Annotated in this window: 16 protein-coding genes and 1 tRNA gene; 12 read left to right on the forward strand and 5 right to left on the reverse strand. The window is 42.8% G+C overall.

Annotated features, from left to right (window positions below):
- Positions 1 to 2: 2 nt before the first annotated feature.
- The 6 genes from rpsI (at position 3) to scpB (ending at position 5,230) form a co-directional block, all read left to right on the forward strand.
- Entirely contained in the window at positions 3 to 389 is a 387-nt protein-coding gene (gene rpsI, locus A3K91_RS09745) for a 30S ribosomal protein S9 (RefSeq protein WP_062845080.1), read from the forward strand.
- Positions 390 to 752: 363 nt separating this feature from the next.
- A complete protein-coding gene (locus A3K91_RS09750) occupies positions 753 to 1,841 on the forward strand; it encodes an LpxL/LpxP family acyltransferase (RefSeq protein WP_062845081.1) in 1,089 nt (362 codons plus the stop codon).
- A gap of 126 nt (positions 1,842 to 1,967) precedes the next feature.
- Positions 1,968 to 3,053: a tryptophan--tRNA ligase gene (locus A3K91_RS09755; RefSeq protein WP_062845082.1), complete on the forward strand. Its 1,086-nt coding sequence runs from the start codon at positions 1,968 to 1,970 to the stop codon at positions 3,051 to 3,053.
- Positions 3,054 to 3,080: 27 nt separating this feature from the next.
- On the forward strand, positions 3,081 to 3,692 hold the full coding sequence (locus A3K91_RS09760; protein ID WP_062845083.1) for an O-methyltransferase: 612 nt from the start codon (positions 3,081 to 3,083) through the stop codon (positions 3,690 to 3,692).
- A 5-nt stretch (positions 3,693 to 3,697) separates the two neighbouring features.
- Positions 3,698 to 4,534 (forward strand): segregation and condensation protein A, encoded by an 837-nt coding sequence (locus A3K91_RS09765; protein WP_062845084.1) that lies wholly within the window; start codon positions 3,698 to 3,700, stop codon positions 4,532 to 4,534.
- 132 nt (positions 4,535 to 4,666) lie between these two features.
- On the forward strand, positions 4,667 to 5,230 hold the full coding sequence (scpB, locus tag A3K91_RS09770; RefSeq protein ID WP_062845973.1) for an SMC-Scp complex subunit ScpB: 564 nt from the start codon (positions 4,667 to 4,669) through the stop codon (positions 5,228 to 5,230).
- A gap of 167 nt (positions 5,231 to 5,397) precedes the next feature.
- Here the strand turns inward: scpB and lolA are convergent, their stop codons facing one another.
- From lolA to rplU, 3 genes are all read right to left on the reverse strand, one after another.
- Entirely contained in the window at positions 5,398 to 6,096 is a 699-nt protein-coding gene (gene lolA, locus A3K91_RS09775) for an outer membrane lipoprotein periplasmic chaperone LolA (RefSeq protein ID WP_062845085.1), read from the reverse strand.
- 370 nt (positions 6,097 to 6,466) lie between these two features.
- On the reverse strand, positions 6,467 to 6,724 hold the full coding sequence (gene rpmA / locus A3K91_RS09780; protein WP_062845086.1) for a 50S ribosomal protein L27: 258 nt from the start codon (positions 6,722 to 6,724) through the stop codon (positions 6,467 to 6,469).
- Positions 6,725 to 6,815: 91 nt separating this feature from the next.
- Positions 6,816 to 7,127, reverse strand: a complete 312-nt coding sequence (gene rplU / locus A3K91_RS09785; RefSeq protein WP_062845087.1) for a 50S ribosomal protein L21 — start codon at positions 7,125 to 7,127, stop codon at positions 6,816 to 6,818.
- A gap of 676 nt (positions 7,128 to 7,803) precedes the next feature.
- Here rplU and A3K91_RS09790 point away from each other — a divergent pair.
- The 5 genes from A3K91_RS09790 to hemB all read left to right on the forward strand — a co-directional run bounded on the left by A3K91_RS09790 (position 7,804) and on the right by hemB (position 17,067).
- Entirely contained in the window at positions 7,804 to 8,733 is a 930-nt protein-coding gene (locus A3K91_RS09790; protein ID WP_208855387.1) for a polyprenyl synthetase family protein, read from the forward strand.
- Between the two features lie 611 nt (positions 8,734 to 9,344).
- Positions 9,345 to 10,745, forward strand: coding sequence for an efflux RND transporter periplasmic adaptor subunit (locus tag A3K91_RS09795; RefSeq protein WP_062845089.1), 1,401 nt, complete (start codon positions 9,345 to 9,347; stop codon positions 10,743 to 10,745).
- 35 nt (positions 10,746 to 10,780) lie between these two features.
- The gene (locus tag A3K91_RS09800; RefSeq protein ID WP_062845090.1) at positions 10,781 to 14,011 is read left to right on the forward strand and encodes an efflux RND transporter permease subunit; all 3,231 of its coding nucleotides are present in this window, start codon (positions 10,781 to 10,783) and stop codon (positions 14,009 to 14,011) included.
- On the forward strand, positions 14,008 to 15,810 hold the full coding sequence (locus A3K91_RS09805; protein ID WP_062845091.1) for an efflux transporter outer membrane subunit: 1,803 nt from the start codon (positions 14,008 to 14,010) through the stop codon (positions 15,808 to 15,810). Before A3K91_RS09800 ends, A3K91_RS09805 begins: the two co-directional genes overlap by 4 nt.
- Positions 15,811 to 16,059: 249 nt before the next feature.
- On the forward strand, positions 16,060 to 17,067 hold the full coding sequence (hemB, locus tag A3K91_RS09810; RefSeq protein ID WP_062845092.1) for a porphobilinogen synthase: 1,008 nt from the start codon (positions 16,060 to 16,062) through the stop codon (positions 17,065 to 17,067).
- A gap of 298 nt (positions 17,068 to 17,365) precedes the next feature.
- Here the strand turns inward: hemB and A3K91_RS09815 are convergent, their stop codons facing one another.
- A complete protein-coding gene (locus tag A3K91_RS09815; protein ID WP_062845093.1) occupies positions 17,366 to 18,343 on the reverse strand; it encodes a glutathione S-transferase family protein in 978 nt (325 codons plus the stop codon).
- 264 nt (positions 18,344 to 18,607) lie between these two features.
- On the opposite strand from A3K91_RS09815, the gene A3K91_RS09820 reads away from it, so the two are divergent.
- Positions 18,608 to 18,684 (forward strand) — tRNA-Val (locus A3K91_RS09820).
- 241 nt (positions 18,685 to 18,925) lie between these two features.
- Here A3K91_RS09820 and A3K91_RS09825 read toward each other — a convergent pair.
- Complete coding sequence (locus A3K91_RS09825; RefSeq protein WP_062845094.1) at positions 18,926 to 19,150, reverse strand: helix-turn-helix domain-containing protein; 225 nt, start codon at positions 19,148 to 19,150, stop codon at positions 18,926 to 18,928.
- Between the last annotated feature and the right edge of the window lie 148 nt (positions 19,151 to 19,298).

Below are 19,298 nucleotides of genomic sequence, written 5' to 3' on the forward strand. Positions count from 1 at the left end.
TTATGGAACGCAATTACGGAACTGGTCGCCGCAAGACGTCTACTGCTCGTGTATTTTTATCAAAAGGTACTGGCAGCATCGTTGTTAACGGTAAGCCACTTGACGAATACTTCAGCCGCGAAACTTCACGCATGGTTGTTCGCCAGCCTCTAGAACTACTAGATTCTGCTAACTCATACGATTTGTATGTGACTGTTGCAGGCGGTGGTATCAGTGGTCAAGCGGGTGCAATTCGCCACGGTATCACACGTGCATTAATCGAAGCTGACGAAACTTTAAAGCCTGCCCTAAAAGCAGCTGGTTTTGTTACTCGTGATTCACGTCAAGTTGAACGTAAGAAATTGGGTCTACGTAAAGCACGTAAACGTCCACAATTCTCAAAACGTTAATCAAAGCTCTCGCTTATTTTCTTGTTTCTGTTGGCTTTTTCTCGGAGCCACAGTATCAGTCTTAGATAAGCGTGTAGATTTGCAAAACCTTATAAGCTGGTCACAGCTTGTAAGGTTTTTTTATGTCTATATATAGCTCTTGGAGTGACAATGGGTTATTTAGATAGCGTTGGTTTACAATTTAAGCTGTTGTTTTCCTCACCAGGGCATCGACATTAATTATGCCTGACAGATGCCTCTTAGCGATTTTGACTTGCAAAGCACTTGACGCTACCCCATCATAATACTAAATTTTTATCATTAGCCTCAATGCCATAAGATAGCTATAACCCGATGCCATAAACCGTGCTGCAAAAGGATATTATGAAAGCGCCTGAACAATACGACCCCAGCAAATCTTCTTCAAAAAATCATATATCACCAAGTATCCAGCAGTCGATCAAATCGCCTGCCATACCTACTGGCACGCCAACGATTAAGCAAACTCATAAGCGTACAGCACACGCTGAGAAAAAGCCCTTTCAAAAACAGTTTTTATTACCGAAATACTGGGGTATTTGGTTACTGTTTTTTATTATGCTACCCATGATGTATTTGCCCCTTCGTTGGCAGTTTTGGTTGGGACGTAAGCTTGGCATCTTATGTTATAAAATTGCAGGCTCGCGTCGCCGTGATACGTTAATCAACCTCAAGCTTGCCTTTCCAGAAAAGCCTGAAGCTGAGCGTGAACTAATGGCAAAACAAGTCTTTGTCAATCAAGGCATCGGTGTGTTCGAGACCTTATGCGCATGGTTTCGTCCAGATGTTTTCACTCGTACTGTTTCTATCTCTGGACTACAACACATCGTCAACGCTCAAAAAGACAATCGACCGGTTATCTTATTAGGGGCTCATTATACGATGCTTGATTTGGGTGGCTTATTTTGTGCCCAGTTTTTCCCTGTCGATTGTATGTATCGCACACAGAACAATCCTCTGCTCGACTGGTTTATTTATAATGGTCGTACCAGCATTTTTGGTAAGCAAATTTCTAGCCGCGATATGCGCAGTTTGGTCAGTTCAATCAAGGCTGGGCACGTCATTTGGTACTCCCCTGACCAAGACTATGGCCTAAAACAAGGGGTCATGGCACCATTTTTTGGCGTGCCCGCTGCCACGATTACTGCGTCACGTCGCATGGCCAAATTGGGCAGCAAAGATCACCCACCTGCTGTTATGGCATTGCACACTTATCGTCAAACGCCAGACAATCTGCCACGTGGCAAACGTCCCCACTATCATCTAACCATTACGCCTGAGCTGGATAACTATCCAAGCAACAACGAAGTCGCTGATGCTACTCGCGTCAATGAAGTGTTAGAAGGACTGATTCGTATTGATCCTACTCAGTGGATGTGGTTTCATCGCCGTTTTAAACACGGACCCAATGGACGTACCAATATCTATAAGTAGGACCTTATTCCCAAGAAAAATACTAGGGAAATTTGCTATACTTTGTACCTAATATTTTGCGTCATTCAAAACACACAATGACCAATGCATTGATAATAACTTGATAAATAAAGTAATGGATTCCACATGAGTAATAACAGCATTCCTAATGAGCAGACTTCTGCCAGCTTAACCGAAGCCAAGCGTATCTTGACTGGCATCAAACCGACTGGTATCCCGCATTTGGGTAATTATGTCGGTGCCATTCGTCCAGCAATCGAATCGATCCAAAATAGCGATCATGAAGCGTTTTTCTTTTTAGCTGATTATCACGGAATTATTGGTTGTTATGATCCAGCTATTATTCATGAGTCCACAAAGGTGATTGCAGCCACATGGATTGCGTGTGGCCTAGATCCTGAACGCGTCACCTTTTATCGTCAGTCAGACGTACCTGAGATTCCAGAACTGGCTTGGATTTTGAATTGTTCGTGCGCAAAAGGTCTGATGAATCGCGCTCACGCTTATAAAGCATCAGTCGATATTAATATGGAGAAAGCCGATGTCGATCCTGATCAAGGCGTGACCATGGGTCTGTTTGGTTATCCTGTTTTGATGGCCGCTGACATTTTGATGTTCAATGCCACGCACGTTCCAGTTGGTCGCGATCAAATACAGCATATTGAGATGGCGCGTGACATTGCAGGCACCTTTAATCATCGCTACAAGACTCTATTTACCTTACCATCTGCTGTCGTTGATAACGACATTCCGTTATTGACAGGACTTGATGGTCGTAAAATGAGCAAAAGCTATAGCAATACCATTCCCTTATTTGGCGAGCCTAATTCGCAAGTGAGCTCCGAAAAGCAAATGCACAAAGCCATCATGAAAATCGTGACCAACTCACAGTTGCCTGATGAGCCAAAAGATCCTGACGACTCAGCACTGTTTGAGATATATAAAGCGTTTGCCACGCCTGAAGAAATCGCCGATATGCGTGCGCAGTATGCGGCAGGTATTGGCTGGGGTGATGCCAAGCAAGCCTTGTTCGACAAAATTAATACCGAGATTGCCCCATTCCGCGCGCGTTATGAAGAACTCATGGCCAATCCAAAAGAGCTAGAAGAAATCTTGCAGATGGGGGCAGAAAAAGCGCGTCGTCATAGCCGTAAGCAGCTAGATAAAACGCGTAGAGCCATTGGTATTCGTCCATTAGCAAAAATTAAATAATATATAAATTCTTGTTGGATACGGTTTATGTCGCTGCATGATTATTTTGAGCGTACGTACTTTTTGTCTTACTGTCAGTCTTTATATAACAAAGACAGAGCGTATGATGTTGAACAAACAGATAGGCTAAATCGTCATCGTCATGTAGAGCCAGATTCTGCCCAGTTTTTAGCCAATATTGCCATGATAAGAAAACCCAACAAGGTGCTAGAAATTGGTACCTCAACTGGATTTTCGACTTTGTGGCTTGCTTACGGTTTACGTCACTGTCCCAATGTAGGTTTTATCTCGCTGGACATAGATAAAACCCGAAGTGACGTTGCTAAAAGCCACTTGCAAGCTGTTGGTTTATCGACTTTGGTGGATTTGAAAGTACAAGATGCATCTGATTATTTAAGTCAAAACCGTGAAATTTTCGATTTCATATTTTTGGATGCAGAACGCAAATTTTATAGCGACTATACTGAATATCTACACTGCGCATTAACTATCGGTAGTGTTCTTATCGTAGATAATGTCATTTCCCATAGTGGTGAGGTTAACCAGTTCTTAGCAGTTTTTAAGAACGATAAACGCTATATTTGTCATACATTAGATATTGGTGCAGGATTATTTATGGCAGTACGTCAGGAACCTTAAGCCTTATGGATATACGTGACAATACTGCTCTGCGCATTTATCAGACGCCCGTACAACACCTTCCAGAAGATCTCTATGTACCACCACAAGCATTTGCTATTTGGTTAGAGCAATTTGCTGGGCCACTGGATTTTTTATTATACTTGGTCAAAAAGAACAACGTTGATTTGACCCAGCTGCCAATATTACCCATCACTGAGCAATATCTGGCTTATATCAGCGAGCTGGACACAGCCCATTTTGAATTGGCAGGTGATTATTTGCTGATGGCTTCCACTCTCATTGCCATCAAAACTGAGCTATTATTACCCAAGCCAGAAACGCCGACTGATGAGCGCGACCCCAAAGCAGAGCTTATTGAACGTCTAGAAGAGTATGCGCAGATTAAAGCGGCCAGTCAGCGTTTGGATAACTTGGTGCGTCTCGAGCGAGATGTGTTTTTGGCGATGGTGAGTATGCCAAGTCAAGACGTGATGAAAACTGAATTACCCAATTACTCTCCTACCTTGTTGATTGATAGCCTCTTCAAAATGCAGTTACAGCCCGACTATCAGATGCATACCATCAAAGTTGATACTGTACCGCTTGCTGACCGTATTGCCAGTATCAGTCGACAGCTCAGTACTGGAAGTGCTCGCTCCTTTTATGATCTACTAGATAAGTCACAAGGCAAGGTGGGAGTTGTTGTCAGTTTTGTCGCTGTACTCGAATTGATGAAGCGGCAGCTCATTGGTGTGGTGAGTAGTGATACGGATGATAACAGTTCAATGAATGTCGTTAATAATCATCAAGCTGATGCAGATGCTAAATTTGAAAATTTAACCTTTCAATGGCTGGTGTAACAATAACGAGTATCATAAAAATAATCAGCATTGTAGAGATTGTTATGATTGATAACACAATTGTGAAAAAAGAGTACCTAGCTAATGGCAGATGTTGATAACCCAAAGTATGAGAATAAAGCACAGAAACTAATGTCTATTTCTGTGCCTGTATCATCTGAGAAACGCGAAAACTTAGAAGAGATAAGTAGACATATTGAAGTACTACTGCATGCTTCAGAAGCGCCGCTCACTGCCGGTGCGTTGAAGAAACATCTGTCTGTGTCTACAAAAGAATTAACAGACGCTTTAGGACTATTACAAGAACGGCTAGACACCGGTGTATTAAAGCTGCATGAGACGGCTAGTGGGTATCGCTTGCAAATCGCCGACAATTACAGCACCCTTATACAGCGCGTTTTTCCTCAGCGTCAAGAACGCCTCAGCCAAGCCTTGCTCGAGACGTTAAGCGTTATTGCTTACAAGCAGCCAGTGACACGCAGCGATATCGAGCATGTACGCGGGGTTACTTTATCCAGCAATATATTAAGGCAGCTATTTGACAAAGGCTGGATCATCGAAAAAGGCCACAAAGATACGTTAGGTCGCCCAGCGCTACTGCATACCACCGCTCAATTCTTAGATGCTTTTGGATTGACTCATTTGAACGAGCTACCACCGATGCCTGATATGGAAGCCATTCAATCGATGTCATAGTGTCAGCACTGTTTGAAAATACATAATTACATTCTGGCAAAATTATTCTAAACGATTCTTATACTCCAAAAGAAAGGACAGACCTAAGAAGGCTTGTCCTTTTTAATTATGCTTATATCAATAAATTATAAGAAACACTGAAATTGATCACGTTCAGTATCTAGTAATTATTGATTGATAACGTCAACACCTTTTGGTGGCGTAAATTTGAACTGGCTGCTACTGATGCTTGGGTTCAATTTAATGTTGCTAAATTTAATCGAGGTCGTCTGACCCAGAGTATCGTTCAGTACCATCATGACAGGTTTACCGCCACTAAAGCTGATAGATAAGCTCTTGAAGCTAGCACTATCTGATTTTGGATACAGTACATAGTAGTTTTTGTTGTCATACGGCTGAGTGATTTTGAAGTTTTTATCAATTTTACTTGGATCACCTGATAGTAAGAGCGCTGGTGTATTACCAACTTGACTATCGACATTTTGCTTAGTCGCTTGCTCCAAGTCTTTGTCATATATCCACATAGAATTACCGTTAGCAACAATCAATTGCTCTGAAGGCGATTTTGTTTCCCAGCGGAAATTATTTGGACGTTGTACATTCATCGCACCTGAAAAAGTACCACTACTGGCACCTTTAGTTGTCTGACTGAAATTTGCCGTCATACTCTTTGTGTTTGTTAACAATTTATTCAAACGCTTGGCCGCTGTTAAGTTGTCGGCAGGCGCAGCAGTTGCAGATTGAGTCAATGCCATCATAGGTGCTGCCACGCCAAGCGATGTCATCAATACACCTGTTAAAGCGCCACTCATCATTTTTTGTTTTAAAGTTGTCTGTTTAACTGATTGCTTGGTTAATAAAGTCATCATTAATCCTCTCTCAAAATACGTAATTACTTAAAAATAAAATATTCTAATAAAATTTTTGTTTTCTATAATGGTTTAGATGACCAACAAAACGCTGGTATTCATAAACGATGTAGACAGTGTGCCAGTTTTTTTATTACGCGCCTAGTCATGATTTGCAATCATTACTACGGCTGCCATACACACTTGTAACCAGTATAGTCACACTGTGCTAAAGGCTACAGGACATACCTTTGCGCTATTTTATCGCTTTTCTTGCCAAAGAATAGGCCACTCGATAAATACAAAAAGCCCCTACTACCAGATGGCAATAGGAGCTTTTGGTCATTTCAGTAACTCACTCTACGAGTGAATCAAATAAAATGTGCGATTATACGCTTTCAACCGTTACATAACGACGGTTAAATTTACCTTTGGTCGCAAACTTTACAACACCGTCATTCAGTGCAAATAAAGTGTGGTCACGACCCATGCCAACGCCTTCGCCTGCGTGGAATTCAGTACCACGTTGACGAACGATGATGTTGCCAGCAGTGATGGCTTGGCCACCAAAGATTTTTACGCCTAGCATTTTTGGGTTTGAATCACGACCGTTACGAGTCGAACCGGCAGCTTTTTTATGTGCCATGAGAAAATCTCCTTGTTAATGTGACTTATCGCTAATGCGACAACTCTTAAGCATTTAGTGCGCTGTTTAGCAATGATAGCTAAATAAGTAATTAGGCATTAATGGCTTTGATTTTTAACAAGGTGTACCATTGGCGGTGACCTTGCTCTTTGTGATAATGCTTACGACGGTTGTGCTTGATGATACGGATTTTTTCGCCGCGACCATGCTCAACAACTTCAACTTCTACGCTAGCGCCATCAACAACAGGCTGACCGATTTTGACGTTTTCACCGTCAACAACCATCAACACGTCTTCAAATTTGATTGTTTCGCCTTTTTCTGCTTTTAGTAGTTCAACTTTCAAAAGCTCATCGACAACTACACGGTGCTGTTTACCACCAGTTTTGATTACTGCGTACATTGTATGACTCCGTTTAACCCGTGTGCCGTGGCTGATATCATACCAACGCTTTTACGACGAACACGACAGGGAAAAATTAAAGGCAAGATTTTACGTCTTTTTGCTTAGAAAAGCAAGTAGCGCAGCTTGTCTTTATAATGTAATGACACTAAAAATTCTATCTTATATTAAGGAATAAAATACCGTCTATAAGTATAGCAAACCTGATATCCAGTATAAAAATACGTCATACCATAGCATTCAATAGTGTCACATGCCTAAAGACGGCTATTATAACTCATATAATCAGTTACTTATAGCCTTTTGTTCTTTTATTGCGTTAGCGAATATTTATAATATGCGCAACAAATCCATCTTAAATAGCTGAGTCTATTTTAGCAATTCACACCCAATTTTTTTAGATAACCAGTTTTATTTTGATAAAAATTTATTGCTCCATTATTAGCGTGCTTTAACCGACAATTTGGATACCGAGCTATGTTATTATAGGTAAAACGTTGCCTTACCTACCATAAAACCAAGGCTATAAACACTTTCTTTATTCTTATTAATATGACTATTTATTATGACCAGCACTTCTATAACCAGCAACCCTATAAATAATATCCCTTCTAAGCCTCAATCGACACTGAGCTATGCTGATATCCAAAATATTGTGGCCGATGATTTTGAGATTATGGACAAGCAAGTATTTGGTAGCCTAAATTCGAAAGTTCAGCTAGTGATGAGCGTCTCTCAGCATGTTATCGATGCTGGCGGCAAGCGTATGCGTCCGCTGATTACTTTGCTATGCGCCCGTATGTTTGATGATGTGCCGTCAGAAAAAGCCATGCATTTAGCGGCGATTACTGAGATGCTACACACGGCTACTTTGGTTCATGACGATGTGATTGACGAGTCAGGACAGCGCCGTGGTAAGCCAACAGCCAATGCGACATGGGACAATGCCACTGCTGTATTGGTCGGCGATTATTTGATTGCTCGCGCTTTTAATCTACTGGTCGGCTTTCAAAGCTTGCCTTTGTTACAGATTTTTTCAGATGGCACTTGTGATATTGCTGAGGGTGAGGTGTTACAGCTACAACATCAACACAATCCTGCTGCAACGGAAGAAGACTATTTACGAATTATCGATGGAAAAACATCACGTCTGTTTATGATGGCCACCCAAGGCGCTGCTATTTTGCAAGGCAAAACAGAGTATCTGCAAGCGTTAGGTGACTTTGGTCAGCACTTTGGCAATGCGTTCCAAATCATTGATGATGTCCTTGATTACAGCGGCGACAGTGCTTTAATGGGTAAAAATTTGGGTGATGACTTGGCAGAAGGCAAACCGACCCTGCCCACTATCAAGGCGCTCGAGTTGCTAAAAAACAGCAATGTTAAAGGCTACGATCAATTACGTGTTGCCGTACAAACAGGCAAAACCCCAAATGCAGAACAGCTTATCGAGCTGGTACGTCATTCAGGCTCGCTGGATTACTGTAAACAACGAGCGCTCGAAGAAACCAAACTAGCACAACAAGCATTGGCAACCTTGCCTGACAATCGTTATCGCAAAGGTCTCTATCAGCTAACTGAATTGGCGAGCGCCCGCTTATTGTAGCCATGTTTGCTTTGACGGTGAGCAGTAGTAGCATGATAAATGTTGTCTCTCAAGTACTGCGGTTACGCTATTATTGCTCTAATCAAAATTAATGGTTGCCAAAATTATTTTTTTGTTTACAAAGCTGATTTACAGAGGTTTTAAGACCTTAATGCTCGTACGGTTTTGCTGTTTTCACAAAATTTTACAATAGGTTTCAATTGAAGATTGTATGCCTCCTTAATAGCTGTTAGTAAAGCCAGTGCTTGCGATAGCGATGTTTTATTCGCCCTAAAACCCCTCCGTTGTCATTTTTTGTCTCAAATTTTATATTCAATTACTTGACTGTGGGGTTACCCCTATAGTTTATAATTACTCATTAAATTTATCGGTTGAATCTGTAGCTTAGCTACACTTTCGGCATTACAAAGTCTTACACCAATACTAAACATATATATCTATTGGACACTTTAGTAGGAAATTCCGCCTATTACGTGTTATTGAGAATTAATTAAGCAAAGATAGTATAAGTGCTTGGGGTAAATACTAATTTTAATATTCGATACGCTAAGATTTATTGACAATTTTTTATACTGTCATTCTTTATTTCATACATATTGCCGAGGACATTGATGAAGCACTCTACTCTTGCGCTTGTAATAGCATCTGTACTATCTGGAGCTGTACTTATCGGCTGTGACAAAAACGAGGACGCTGCTGGTGAACAAGCCGCACAGCAGCAGATGCCGCCTGCGGTTGTCAACGTGCAGACTGTCACCTTAGAAACCGTTCCTCAAGTACAAACTTTTTCTGGACGTACCGCAGCTTACCAAACGGCTGACGTTCGCCCACAGGTCAACGGTGTCATTGAAGAAGTACTGTTCCGTGAAGGAAGTAACGTTAAAGAAGGCCAACCACTTTACCGTATTAATACCGATAACTATGCGTCTTCTGTCACCAGTGGTCAGGCAGCTGTGCAACAAGCACAAGCCAACTATCAGACAGCACAGGCAAATAACGCCAATGCAAAGGCTGAGCTCGCCAGCCGTCAGGCATCATTGGCGCAAGCGCAAAATGATCTACAGCGCTTAGAGGGCTTAGTAAGCATTGATGCCATCTCAAAGCAGCAGTATGATCAAGCGCAAACACAAGTACGTACCGCGCAAGCAGCGGTACAAAGCGCTGCCGCGGCTGTCGGACAAACACAAGCGGGCATCGAAAGCGCAAGGGCTGGTATTCAAACGGCTCAGGCGGGTTTAGCGGCAAGTAACTTAGATCTTAATCGTACTATTGTACGTGCGCCACTTACTGGTCGTACAGATCGCTCTAGCGTGACTGCTGGTACATTGGTGAGCGCAGGTCAGGCTGATCCGCTAGTCACTATTTCGCGCTTAGATCCTATTTATGTTGATATCAGTCAGTCCTCATCTGAGCTATTAAAGCTACGTCAGCAAATATCTGAAGGCAAGGCACAGCCAGGTATGAACTCAGTTGAGTTGGTATTAGAAGACGGCTCAGTGTATCCAGTACGCGGCAAGCTTGCTTTGTCTGAAGCAAAAGTTGATGAGTCAACAGGCGCTGTTACTTTACGAGCTATCTTCCCGAATAGTAATAATCTGTTGTTACCAGGTATGTATGTAACTGCCCGCTTGACACAAAGCGTGATCAGTAATGCAGCATTGGTTCAGCAAAGTGCGGTAATGCGTACACCTAAAGGGGAAACGCAAGTTTATATCACTGATCAAAACAATAAAATTCAAGTACGTCCAGTGACCATCGATGGTACTTACAATGGACAATGGGTAGTAACGGATGGCTTGCAAGCAGGCGATAAGGTTGTTGTCATTGGTGGCAGTAAGGTCAAACCTGAACAAGAAGTGGTCGTAAAACCGTTAGAAAATGCCAATCCAGCACCTTCTGCACAAAACGCCTCGACTGCCAAAACGCCGCAACAGGCTGCAAAGACAGTGGATAAGAAACCAGCTGGCAATGATAATTCTAGCGAAAAACAAACAGAAGCCGCTGCTCAATAATTCCATTCAAAGATAGGAAGACTTAGGGATATACTATGTCACGTTTTTTTATTAATCGCCCTATTTTTGCATGGGTATTGGCTATCTTGGTCATGCTCATCGGGGTGATATCGGTTATTAATCTACCGATTGAACAGTATCCACGTATTGCGCCACCGACTATTTCAGTCAGTGCAAGCTATCCTGGTGCTAACGCACAAACCGTCGAAAACTCAGTTGTACAGATTATTGAACAACGTATGAAAGGTCTCGACGGGCTTATGTATATGTCGTCATCAAGCTCATCGAATGGTGGTGCTTCTGTCACACTGACCTTTGAAAACGGTACAGATTCTGATACAGCACAGGTGCAAGTACAAAATAAGCTACAGGCCGCTATGAGCTCGCTACCTGAATCGGTACAGCGTCAGGGCGTTAACGTCAATAAATCTTCTAGCAGCTTTTTGATGGTACAGGCTTTCGTCTCTGAAGACGGTAGCATGGACCGCAGTGATATCGCCGATTATGTCAACTCAAATGTCGTTGATCAGATCAGCCGTGTCGAAGGTGTGGGTGAAGTACAGGTGTTTGGCTCAACTTATGCCATGCGCATCTGGTTAGACCCTGCTCGCTTGCGTAGCTATAACATGGTGCCATCTGACGTGGTTACAGCAGTACGTGCGCAGAACGCGCAAGTCTCTGCAGGTCAGCTAGGTCAAGCACCTGCTGATACCGACCAACAAGTTATCAATGCCACCGTTACTGTCCAAAGCTACTTACAAACTCCTGAAGAATTCAGAGACATCTTACTAAAAACCGATGTTTCTGGCGCACAAGTGCGTTTGGGTGATGTTGCCGATGTTGAAATCGGTAGTGAGAACTATAGCGTTATCTCACTGTATAACGGTCAAGAAGCAGCGGGTATTGGTATTTCATTGGCGGGCGGTGCAAACGCACTTGAAACTCGTGAAGCCGTTGGTGCGCGTATGGCAGAGCTGGAATCAAACTTCCCAGCTGGTCTAGTATCCGTTGTTCCATATGACACGACGCCATTTGTTCGTTTATCTATCGAACAAGTTGTGATGACGTTACTTGAAGCCATTGTGCTCGTCTTTATCGTCATGTTCATTTTCCTACAGAACTGGCGTGCAACGATTATTCCAACGCTCGCTGTACCTGTAGTTTTACTTGGTACTTTTGCCGTACTCTATGTAGCTGGCTTTAGTATTAACGTACTTACCATGTTTGCAATGGTACTGTCCATTGGTCTACTGGTCGATGATGCCATCGTCGTTGTTGAAAACGTCGAGCGTATCATGGAAGAAGACCCCCATATCTCTGTCATAGATGCCACAACACAGTCGATGGGTGAGATCAGTAAAATCGTTATCGGTATTGCGTTGATTCTATCCGCGGTATTTGTGCCGATGGCCTTCTTTGGTGGTTCAACCGGGGTAATTTATCGTCAGTTCTCTATTACTCTAATTACCAGTATGGTGTTGTCAGCATTAGTGGCGCTTATCTTTACCCCTGCCCTCTGTGTGACGTTGCTCAAACGTAGCAAAAGTCATGAAAAAGGCAATAGTGAAGAGCAAAAAGGATTCTTTGGTTGGTTCAACCGCGGCTTCTTTAAGCTTAGTCGCTCATATGAAAACTTTGTTGGTAAAAGTATTCGTTTTAAATGGTTATATCTAATCGGCTATGCAGCCATCATCGGTATCATGGCTGTCGTCTTTTTACGTATTCCAGGCTCGTTTTTACCAGAAGAAGATCAGGGTATTATGTTCACCTTGGTTCAGCTTCCTGCCGGTTCTACACTAAATGAGACGCAGGACGTATTGGATAAAGTCAGCGACTACTATGAAACGCAAGAGACCGATAATATCGCATCCGTCTTTACGATTGCAGGATTTAGTTTTGCGGGTCAAGGGCAAAACATGGGTCTGGCTTTCGTACGCTTGTCAGATTGGGAGAATCGTTCTGGTGCAGAAAACACCGCGCAAAGTGTTGCGGGTCGCGCCATGGGTTACTTCACTACTCAGTTAAATGAGGCACAAGTATTTGCCATTGTACCACCGGCCATTACTGAACTTGGTAACGCCAGTGGCTTTGACTTGATGATTCAGGATACAAGCAACCTTGGACATGAAGGCTTGCTAGAAGCACGTAACATGCTGCTAGGTATGGCAGCGCAAAATGATCAAGTTGCGGGTGTACGTCCGAACGGTCAAGAAGATGCACCGCAGTTGAAAGTGAATATCAACCAAGAGCAAGCCGCCGCTTATGGCTTGTCACTAGCCAATATCAATAGCGTTATCTCAACTGCTTGGGGTTCAAGTTACATCAATGACTTCGTTGATCGTGGACGTATTAAACGCGTTTATGTTCAAGGTGAACCAAGTAGCCGTACTAATCCTGATGATATCGGCAAATGGTATGTACGTAATGATGGCGGTGATATGATCTCATTTGACGCATTCTCCAGTAGTGAATGGGAATCTGGCTCACCACGTCTTACTCGTTATAACAGTCTGCCATCAATGAACATTCAAGGTAGCGCAGCGCCGGGCTTAAGTACTGGTGAAGCAATGAGCGCGATGGAGACTATGATCCAAGATTTGCCTGAAGGAGTGGGTTATGAATGGACGGGTATGTCACTTGAAGAGCAAAAATCAGGTGCACAAGCGCCAATGCTATATGCCCTTTCAATCTTAGTGGTATTCTTATGTCTGGCTGCCCTTTATGAGAGCTGGTCGATTCCGTTCTCAGTACTATTGGTTATTCCTCTTGGGGTATTGGGTGCTGTAATATTTACATTGCTACGCGGGTTTAGTAACGATATTTATTTGCAAGTAGGTCTACTCACCGTGGTTGGTCTATCCGCGAAAAATGCTATTTTGATTATTGAGTTTGCCAAAGAGCACCAAGAGGAAGGGTATAGTCTTACCGAGGCTGTCATGACAGCGGCGCGTCAACGTTTGCGTCCTATTATCATGACCTCGCTTGCCTTTGGACTGGGTGTTGTGCCATTATTCATCGCCACAGGTCCTGGTTCAGGCAGTCAAAATGCCATTGGTACTAGTGTACTTGGTGGGGTTGTTACCGCTACCTTCCTAGGTATATTCTTTATCCCTATGTTCTATATTTGGGTACGTAGTCTGTTCCCGCACAAATATGAGAACAACAAGCCAAACGATAGAGATGGAGGCAATGGTACGCCTGATCCACATAACCCAACGCCTTCTGAGAGTTATCAGCCTGTAAGTTTTGGAGATAATACACAATGAGTGCCCAAAAAACATTTACCATCAACTCAGTCGCGGTAACAAAAGTTACTACCGCGACGCAACCCGCTTTATCACGGATCCGCAGAAACAGCAGTCGTATATTAGGTTTAACCGCCTTAGCGATGAGTATGGCTGCTTGTAATACTATCCCAAAAGCTGATACGCGCCCTGTCCTAGCAGAGCCGAATATTCCGATTGGACAAACTTATGGTGCGTTCGACAAGGAAACGGCAAGTACGGCTGAGCAACCCAGTATTGCCAGTCAGCGTTGGCAGAATTTTTATAGTGACGATCGTCTAAAAGGCTTGATTGCGTTAGGTCTTGAAAATAACAAAGACTTTGAAAGTGCGCGTCTGGCCATCGAAAAAGCGCGAGCACAATATCAGATTACTGATATCAATGATTTACCAAGTATTGATGGTTCAGCAGGCTATACTCGCCAGCGTCAAAGAAGCGTCACCAGTGATGGCTATAGCGTCAATCTTGGCTTGGCAAACTATGAGCTTGATTTTTGGGGCAAAATCTCTAGCCTAAAAGATCAAGCATTGCAGAACTTTTTGGCTACAACAGCCGCTAAAGATTCGACTCAAATCAGTCTTATTAGTAATATTGCACAAAGTTATGCCAATCTAAGCTACAGCTTGGCTCAGCTAAAACTGGCAGAAGCGACGGTTGAAAGCCGTGAGCAATCACTGTTTATTGCGGGTAAACGCTTTGAGGCAGGTATTGATCCAAAACTGCCTTCTTTGCAAGCCAGTGCATCATTGGAGACCGCCAAACTTGCCGTGTTACGTGCGCAAAGCAGTATCTTGACGTCACGCAACGCGCTACAGTTTTTGGTTGGTGGGCCCATTCCGACCAACTTGATTCCAACGCCTGCCGTTAGCAATATTACCAGTCAGCAAATATTCAATGCTGGCTTGCCAAGTGAGTTGCTACGCTATCGTCCTGATGTATTACAAGCGGAATATAACTTAAAAGCAGCTGGTGCCAATCTGGAAGTCGCACGAGCGTCTTACTTCCCTTCTATCAGTTTGGCAAGCAGTATCGGTGTCAGTAGCGGTAGTCTAGATGACTTATTCAAAAGCGGCTCAGTTGGTTGGTCGTTTGGCCCAAGTATTAGTGTGCCTATCTTTGACGCTGGTCGTTTAGATGCCAATTATGATGTGGCTAAGATTGAACGTGAACAAACTCTGACAAATTATGAGAGCTCTATTCAAACGGCTTTCCGCGAAGTGTCAGATGTATTGGCAACACGTGCCACACTTGGCGAACAGCTAGAGTCACAATATCGTCTGCAAGATAACTTTGAGCAGACGTATCAAATCGCTGATGCACGCTTTAAAGCGGGTATTGATAACTATCTAGACGTGCTTGATGCGCAGCGTTCGTTGTTCTCAACGCAGCAAGGTATTTTAGATTTGGAATTACAAAAAATCGTTAGCCAAATTGAGCTATATCAAGTGTTGGGTGGCGGTGCCAATCTAGACGTACCAACGATCATACCAGTACCACAGCATACCAATTTGGCTCAGGTGCTGACGTTGCCGACCAATACCAATAAAGCAAAAGCCGTCAATGCTATTGATGCAGCTGGCTCAGCACGTGTCGCATCACCGCAAGAAGCGGCTAACATCAAACAAGCGCAAGGCGAAAAAGTCACTACTTTTAAACCTACCGCGGTTGTCGATGTCAATGATGATGGTAAAAAAGAGACAGCTGTAGGTGTGGTGACTAGACAAACCATTCAGAATGAAGACAATGTTGAGCAAGTACCTGTCACACAAATTGCTGAATAATGTCCATAATCGCTTACTCTTACAAGGTTAACATATCTTCGCATTAACCATTGCTAAGTACAATCAGCCCTACCGACTTGGTGGGGTTTTTTGCTTTTGTCACCCGCTATTGGGTATAGTAGTGGCACTATAATATATGCTCAATAAAATGCTGTACCGCTTACTGAGTTGTTTAAATGAGGCCGTTTATTTAAGACCATCATTTTAATATTACGATAGCAGTGACTGATAATTAAATAAGGAAAAATCATGACTTATACTTTTAATCGCCAATTTCCTGAAACTCGCTTACGTCGCTTGCGTTATAACGACAACGTTCGAGCGATGATTCGTGAAGTTGAGCTACATCCTAAACATTTTATTGCCCCTGTTTTTGTATTAGAAGGCACCAATCAACGCGAAGCCATTGCAAGCATGCCAGGAGTTGAGCGCTTGTCCATCGATTTGCTCATCGACTATGCCAAGGAATTGTTGGCTGAAGGCGTGACGACAATTGATATCTTCCCTGTCGTTGATAACTCACTAAAAACCCCTGATGGCAAGGCAGCTTATGATGAAGACGGCCTTGCTGCACGCGCGGTCAAAGCCGTCAAAGATGCCGTGCCAGAAATGGTCGTCATGACTGATGTAGCATTAGATCCGTACACGTCACATGGTCAAGATGGCTTACTTGATGACAGCGGTTATGTCGTCAATGATGCAACTGTTGAGGTGTTGGTCAAGCAAGCTTTGGTACACGCTCGTGCTGGTGCTGATATTATCTCTCCTAGCGATATGATGGATGGTCGCATCAGAGCCATGCGTCATGCTTTTGAAGCAGAAGGCTTTGCCAATACCGCCATCATGGCCTACTCAGCCAAATATGCATCCGCTTACTATGGTCCATTCCGTGATGCCGTTGGTAGTGCTGGCAATCTAAAAGGCGGACATAAAAAACAGTACCAAATGGACTTTGGTAATCGTGCTGAAGCCTTGCATGAAGTGGCAATGGATATCAATGAAGGTGCTGACATGGTGATGATTAAACCAGGTCAGCCGTATTTGGATTTGATCCGCGAAGTAAAAAACACATTTGGTATACCGACATTCGCTTATCAAGTCTCTGGTGAATACGCCATGCACATGGCCGCCATTCAAAATGGTTGGCTAAGCGACGCCGTTATTTTAGAATCTTTGATTGGTTTCCGCCGTGCGGGCGCTGATGGCATCTTAACGTATTTTGCCTTAGAAGCGGCCAGACAGTTAAATAACGCTTAGCTTTTAGACGTACTTTTATGAGTTTTGAAGGCATTGCGCCAGCTGACTGAGATCAGCTGGCGCATTTTTTATTCATCATTGAGATACAAGCTGACTTAACCAAACAAAATCAATCCACTTATTCGGCCAATTTTAGACACCCAATGGGTTTTGGCTTAGATATAGTCGATTTACTCTAAAACCAATGCAGTGCTACTGAGATGGATTTTGCGCAACCTCTTTTTAGCAGCACGCAAGGAAAGTTTATACCAGTAGCATGTGACTATTCACGTATCTATTTTATTTCGAGGCAACTATATTACAAACGCGCACGATCATGCTTTTCATTGAAGTTCAAAGCAGGGCCCACTGGTATGATACGGGTAGGATTGATATTGGCATGGCTGGTGTAATAGTGCGTCTTGATATGCGTCATATTGACTGTCTCTGCCACACCTGATACCTGATACAACTCACGCAGATACCCCCAAAGGTTTGGATAGTCAACGATACGGCGTATATTGCACTTAAAATGCCCAACATAAACGGCATCGAAACGAACCAATGTGGTAAATAAACGCCAGTCAGCTTCTGTTAAAATATCACCTATTAAATAACGACGCTCTGCTAAACGTGCTTCTAGTGTATCTAGCGCATCAAACAGTTCATTTACTGGCTCTTCGTAAGCTTCTTGAGTGGTTGCAAATCCTGCTTTATACACCCCATTGTTTACTGCAGAATAGACAAACGCATTGATCTCATCGATTTCTGCCAATAACTCTGATGGTAAAAAATTACCTTCTGCTGCCCCTACTTCGTCAAAGGCTGAGTTAAACATACGAATGATTTCAGCAGACTCGTTACTTACGATAGTATTTGTTTGCTTGTCCCATAGAACAGGAACTGTCACGCGCCCTGTATAATCTGACTTGGCAGCCGTATAAATCTCATATAAGTAGTCGGCGTCAAATAACGGATCAGCAACGACGCCCTCACCTTCTGCAAACGTCCATCCTTTGTCTCCCATAAACGGGTGCACCACAGACATCGAAATCATGTCCTCTAACCCTTTTAGTTTGCGGTAAATGGTGGTTCGATGTGCCCAAGGGCAAGCCAAAGACACATATAAGTGATAACGGTTGGCTTCGGCCTTGAAACCGCCTTTACCTGAGGGCCCTGCGCTACCATCGGCGGTTACCCAATTTCGAAAACCTGAGTCTTCACGTTTAAAGCGTCCACCATTGGCATCTGTGTCATACCATTTGTCCTGCCATTGACCATCGACTAATAAGCCCATTTTGTTCTCCTATATATTTTAATCTTATTTATTGACTGTGCGTCTTTATCACTCTTTGATATCCATGGTAACACTTCTATCTGGTGCTGCCATTCAAGTGTGTTATTGCTCGCAACATTGTATCAAAATCAGGTCATGGCTATTGTTTTAGTAAGTATGCGGGTGCTAATGAGATTATTTTCTTAGTATTTTGATTATAATTTGATATTGGTATAAAAAAGACTTGCAAAGTCTTCAAAACTTGCTAAAATGCTCAACCTAAATAGGCGTATAGCTCAGTTGGTTAGAGCGCTACCTTGACATGGTAGAGGTCAGCAGTTCGAGTCTGCTTATGCCTACCAAATTTAGAAAGCCCCAATCTCACGATTGGGGCTTTTTTTTGTCCGTGAAATATGGGCTGTAGCGAAAAAGGAAACTATACGTCGATTCAAATTTCCTCTTTTCTCACTTTCAGCAAACGTCATCAAAAAACGTGTGTGCCCAAATTGTGCCTAAGTTGTGCCTGCTCTCTATTTCGCCTTTCTTTCAGATTAGCACTTTCGACCTCTACCCTAAATTATCTAAAACACTCTCAAAATTTATTTACTTCTCTTTATCTAGCGACTCGTTAGGTACATAAGTAAATAAATCACCTACTTCAATATCTAGTGCCTCACAAATTTTATCCATAGTGTCAAAATCTATTCTTGAAGTCTGTTCGTTATAGATCTTGTGCATTGTCGACTTACTAATTCCTGTCATTCTTATTAGATCTGCTACCTTCATACGTCGTTCAGCTAGTAGCACTGGTAAATTACATAAAATCATTAATAATTCCTTAATAGACTAAAAAAGTACTTGTATCGACTAACGATAGCTAGTAAAGTACTTCTATCGAACAACAAATTACTTTTATAGAATTATTTGTTATTTCGATAAAACAACCTAGTTATTTAATTGGCTTACAAGGAATTTA

Origin of the sequence: Psychrobacter alimentarius (assembly GCF_001606025.1) — a bacterium.
GTDB classification, from domain to species: domain Bacteria; phylum Pseudomonadota; class Gammaproteobacteria; order Pseudomonadales; family Moraxellaceae; genus Psychrobacter; species Psychrobacter alimentarius.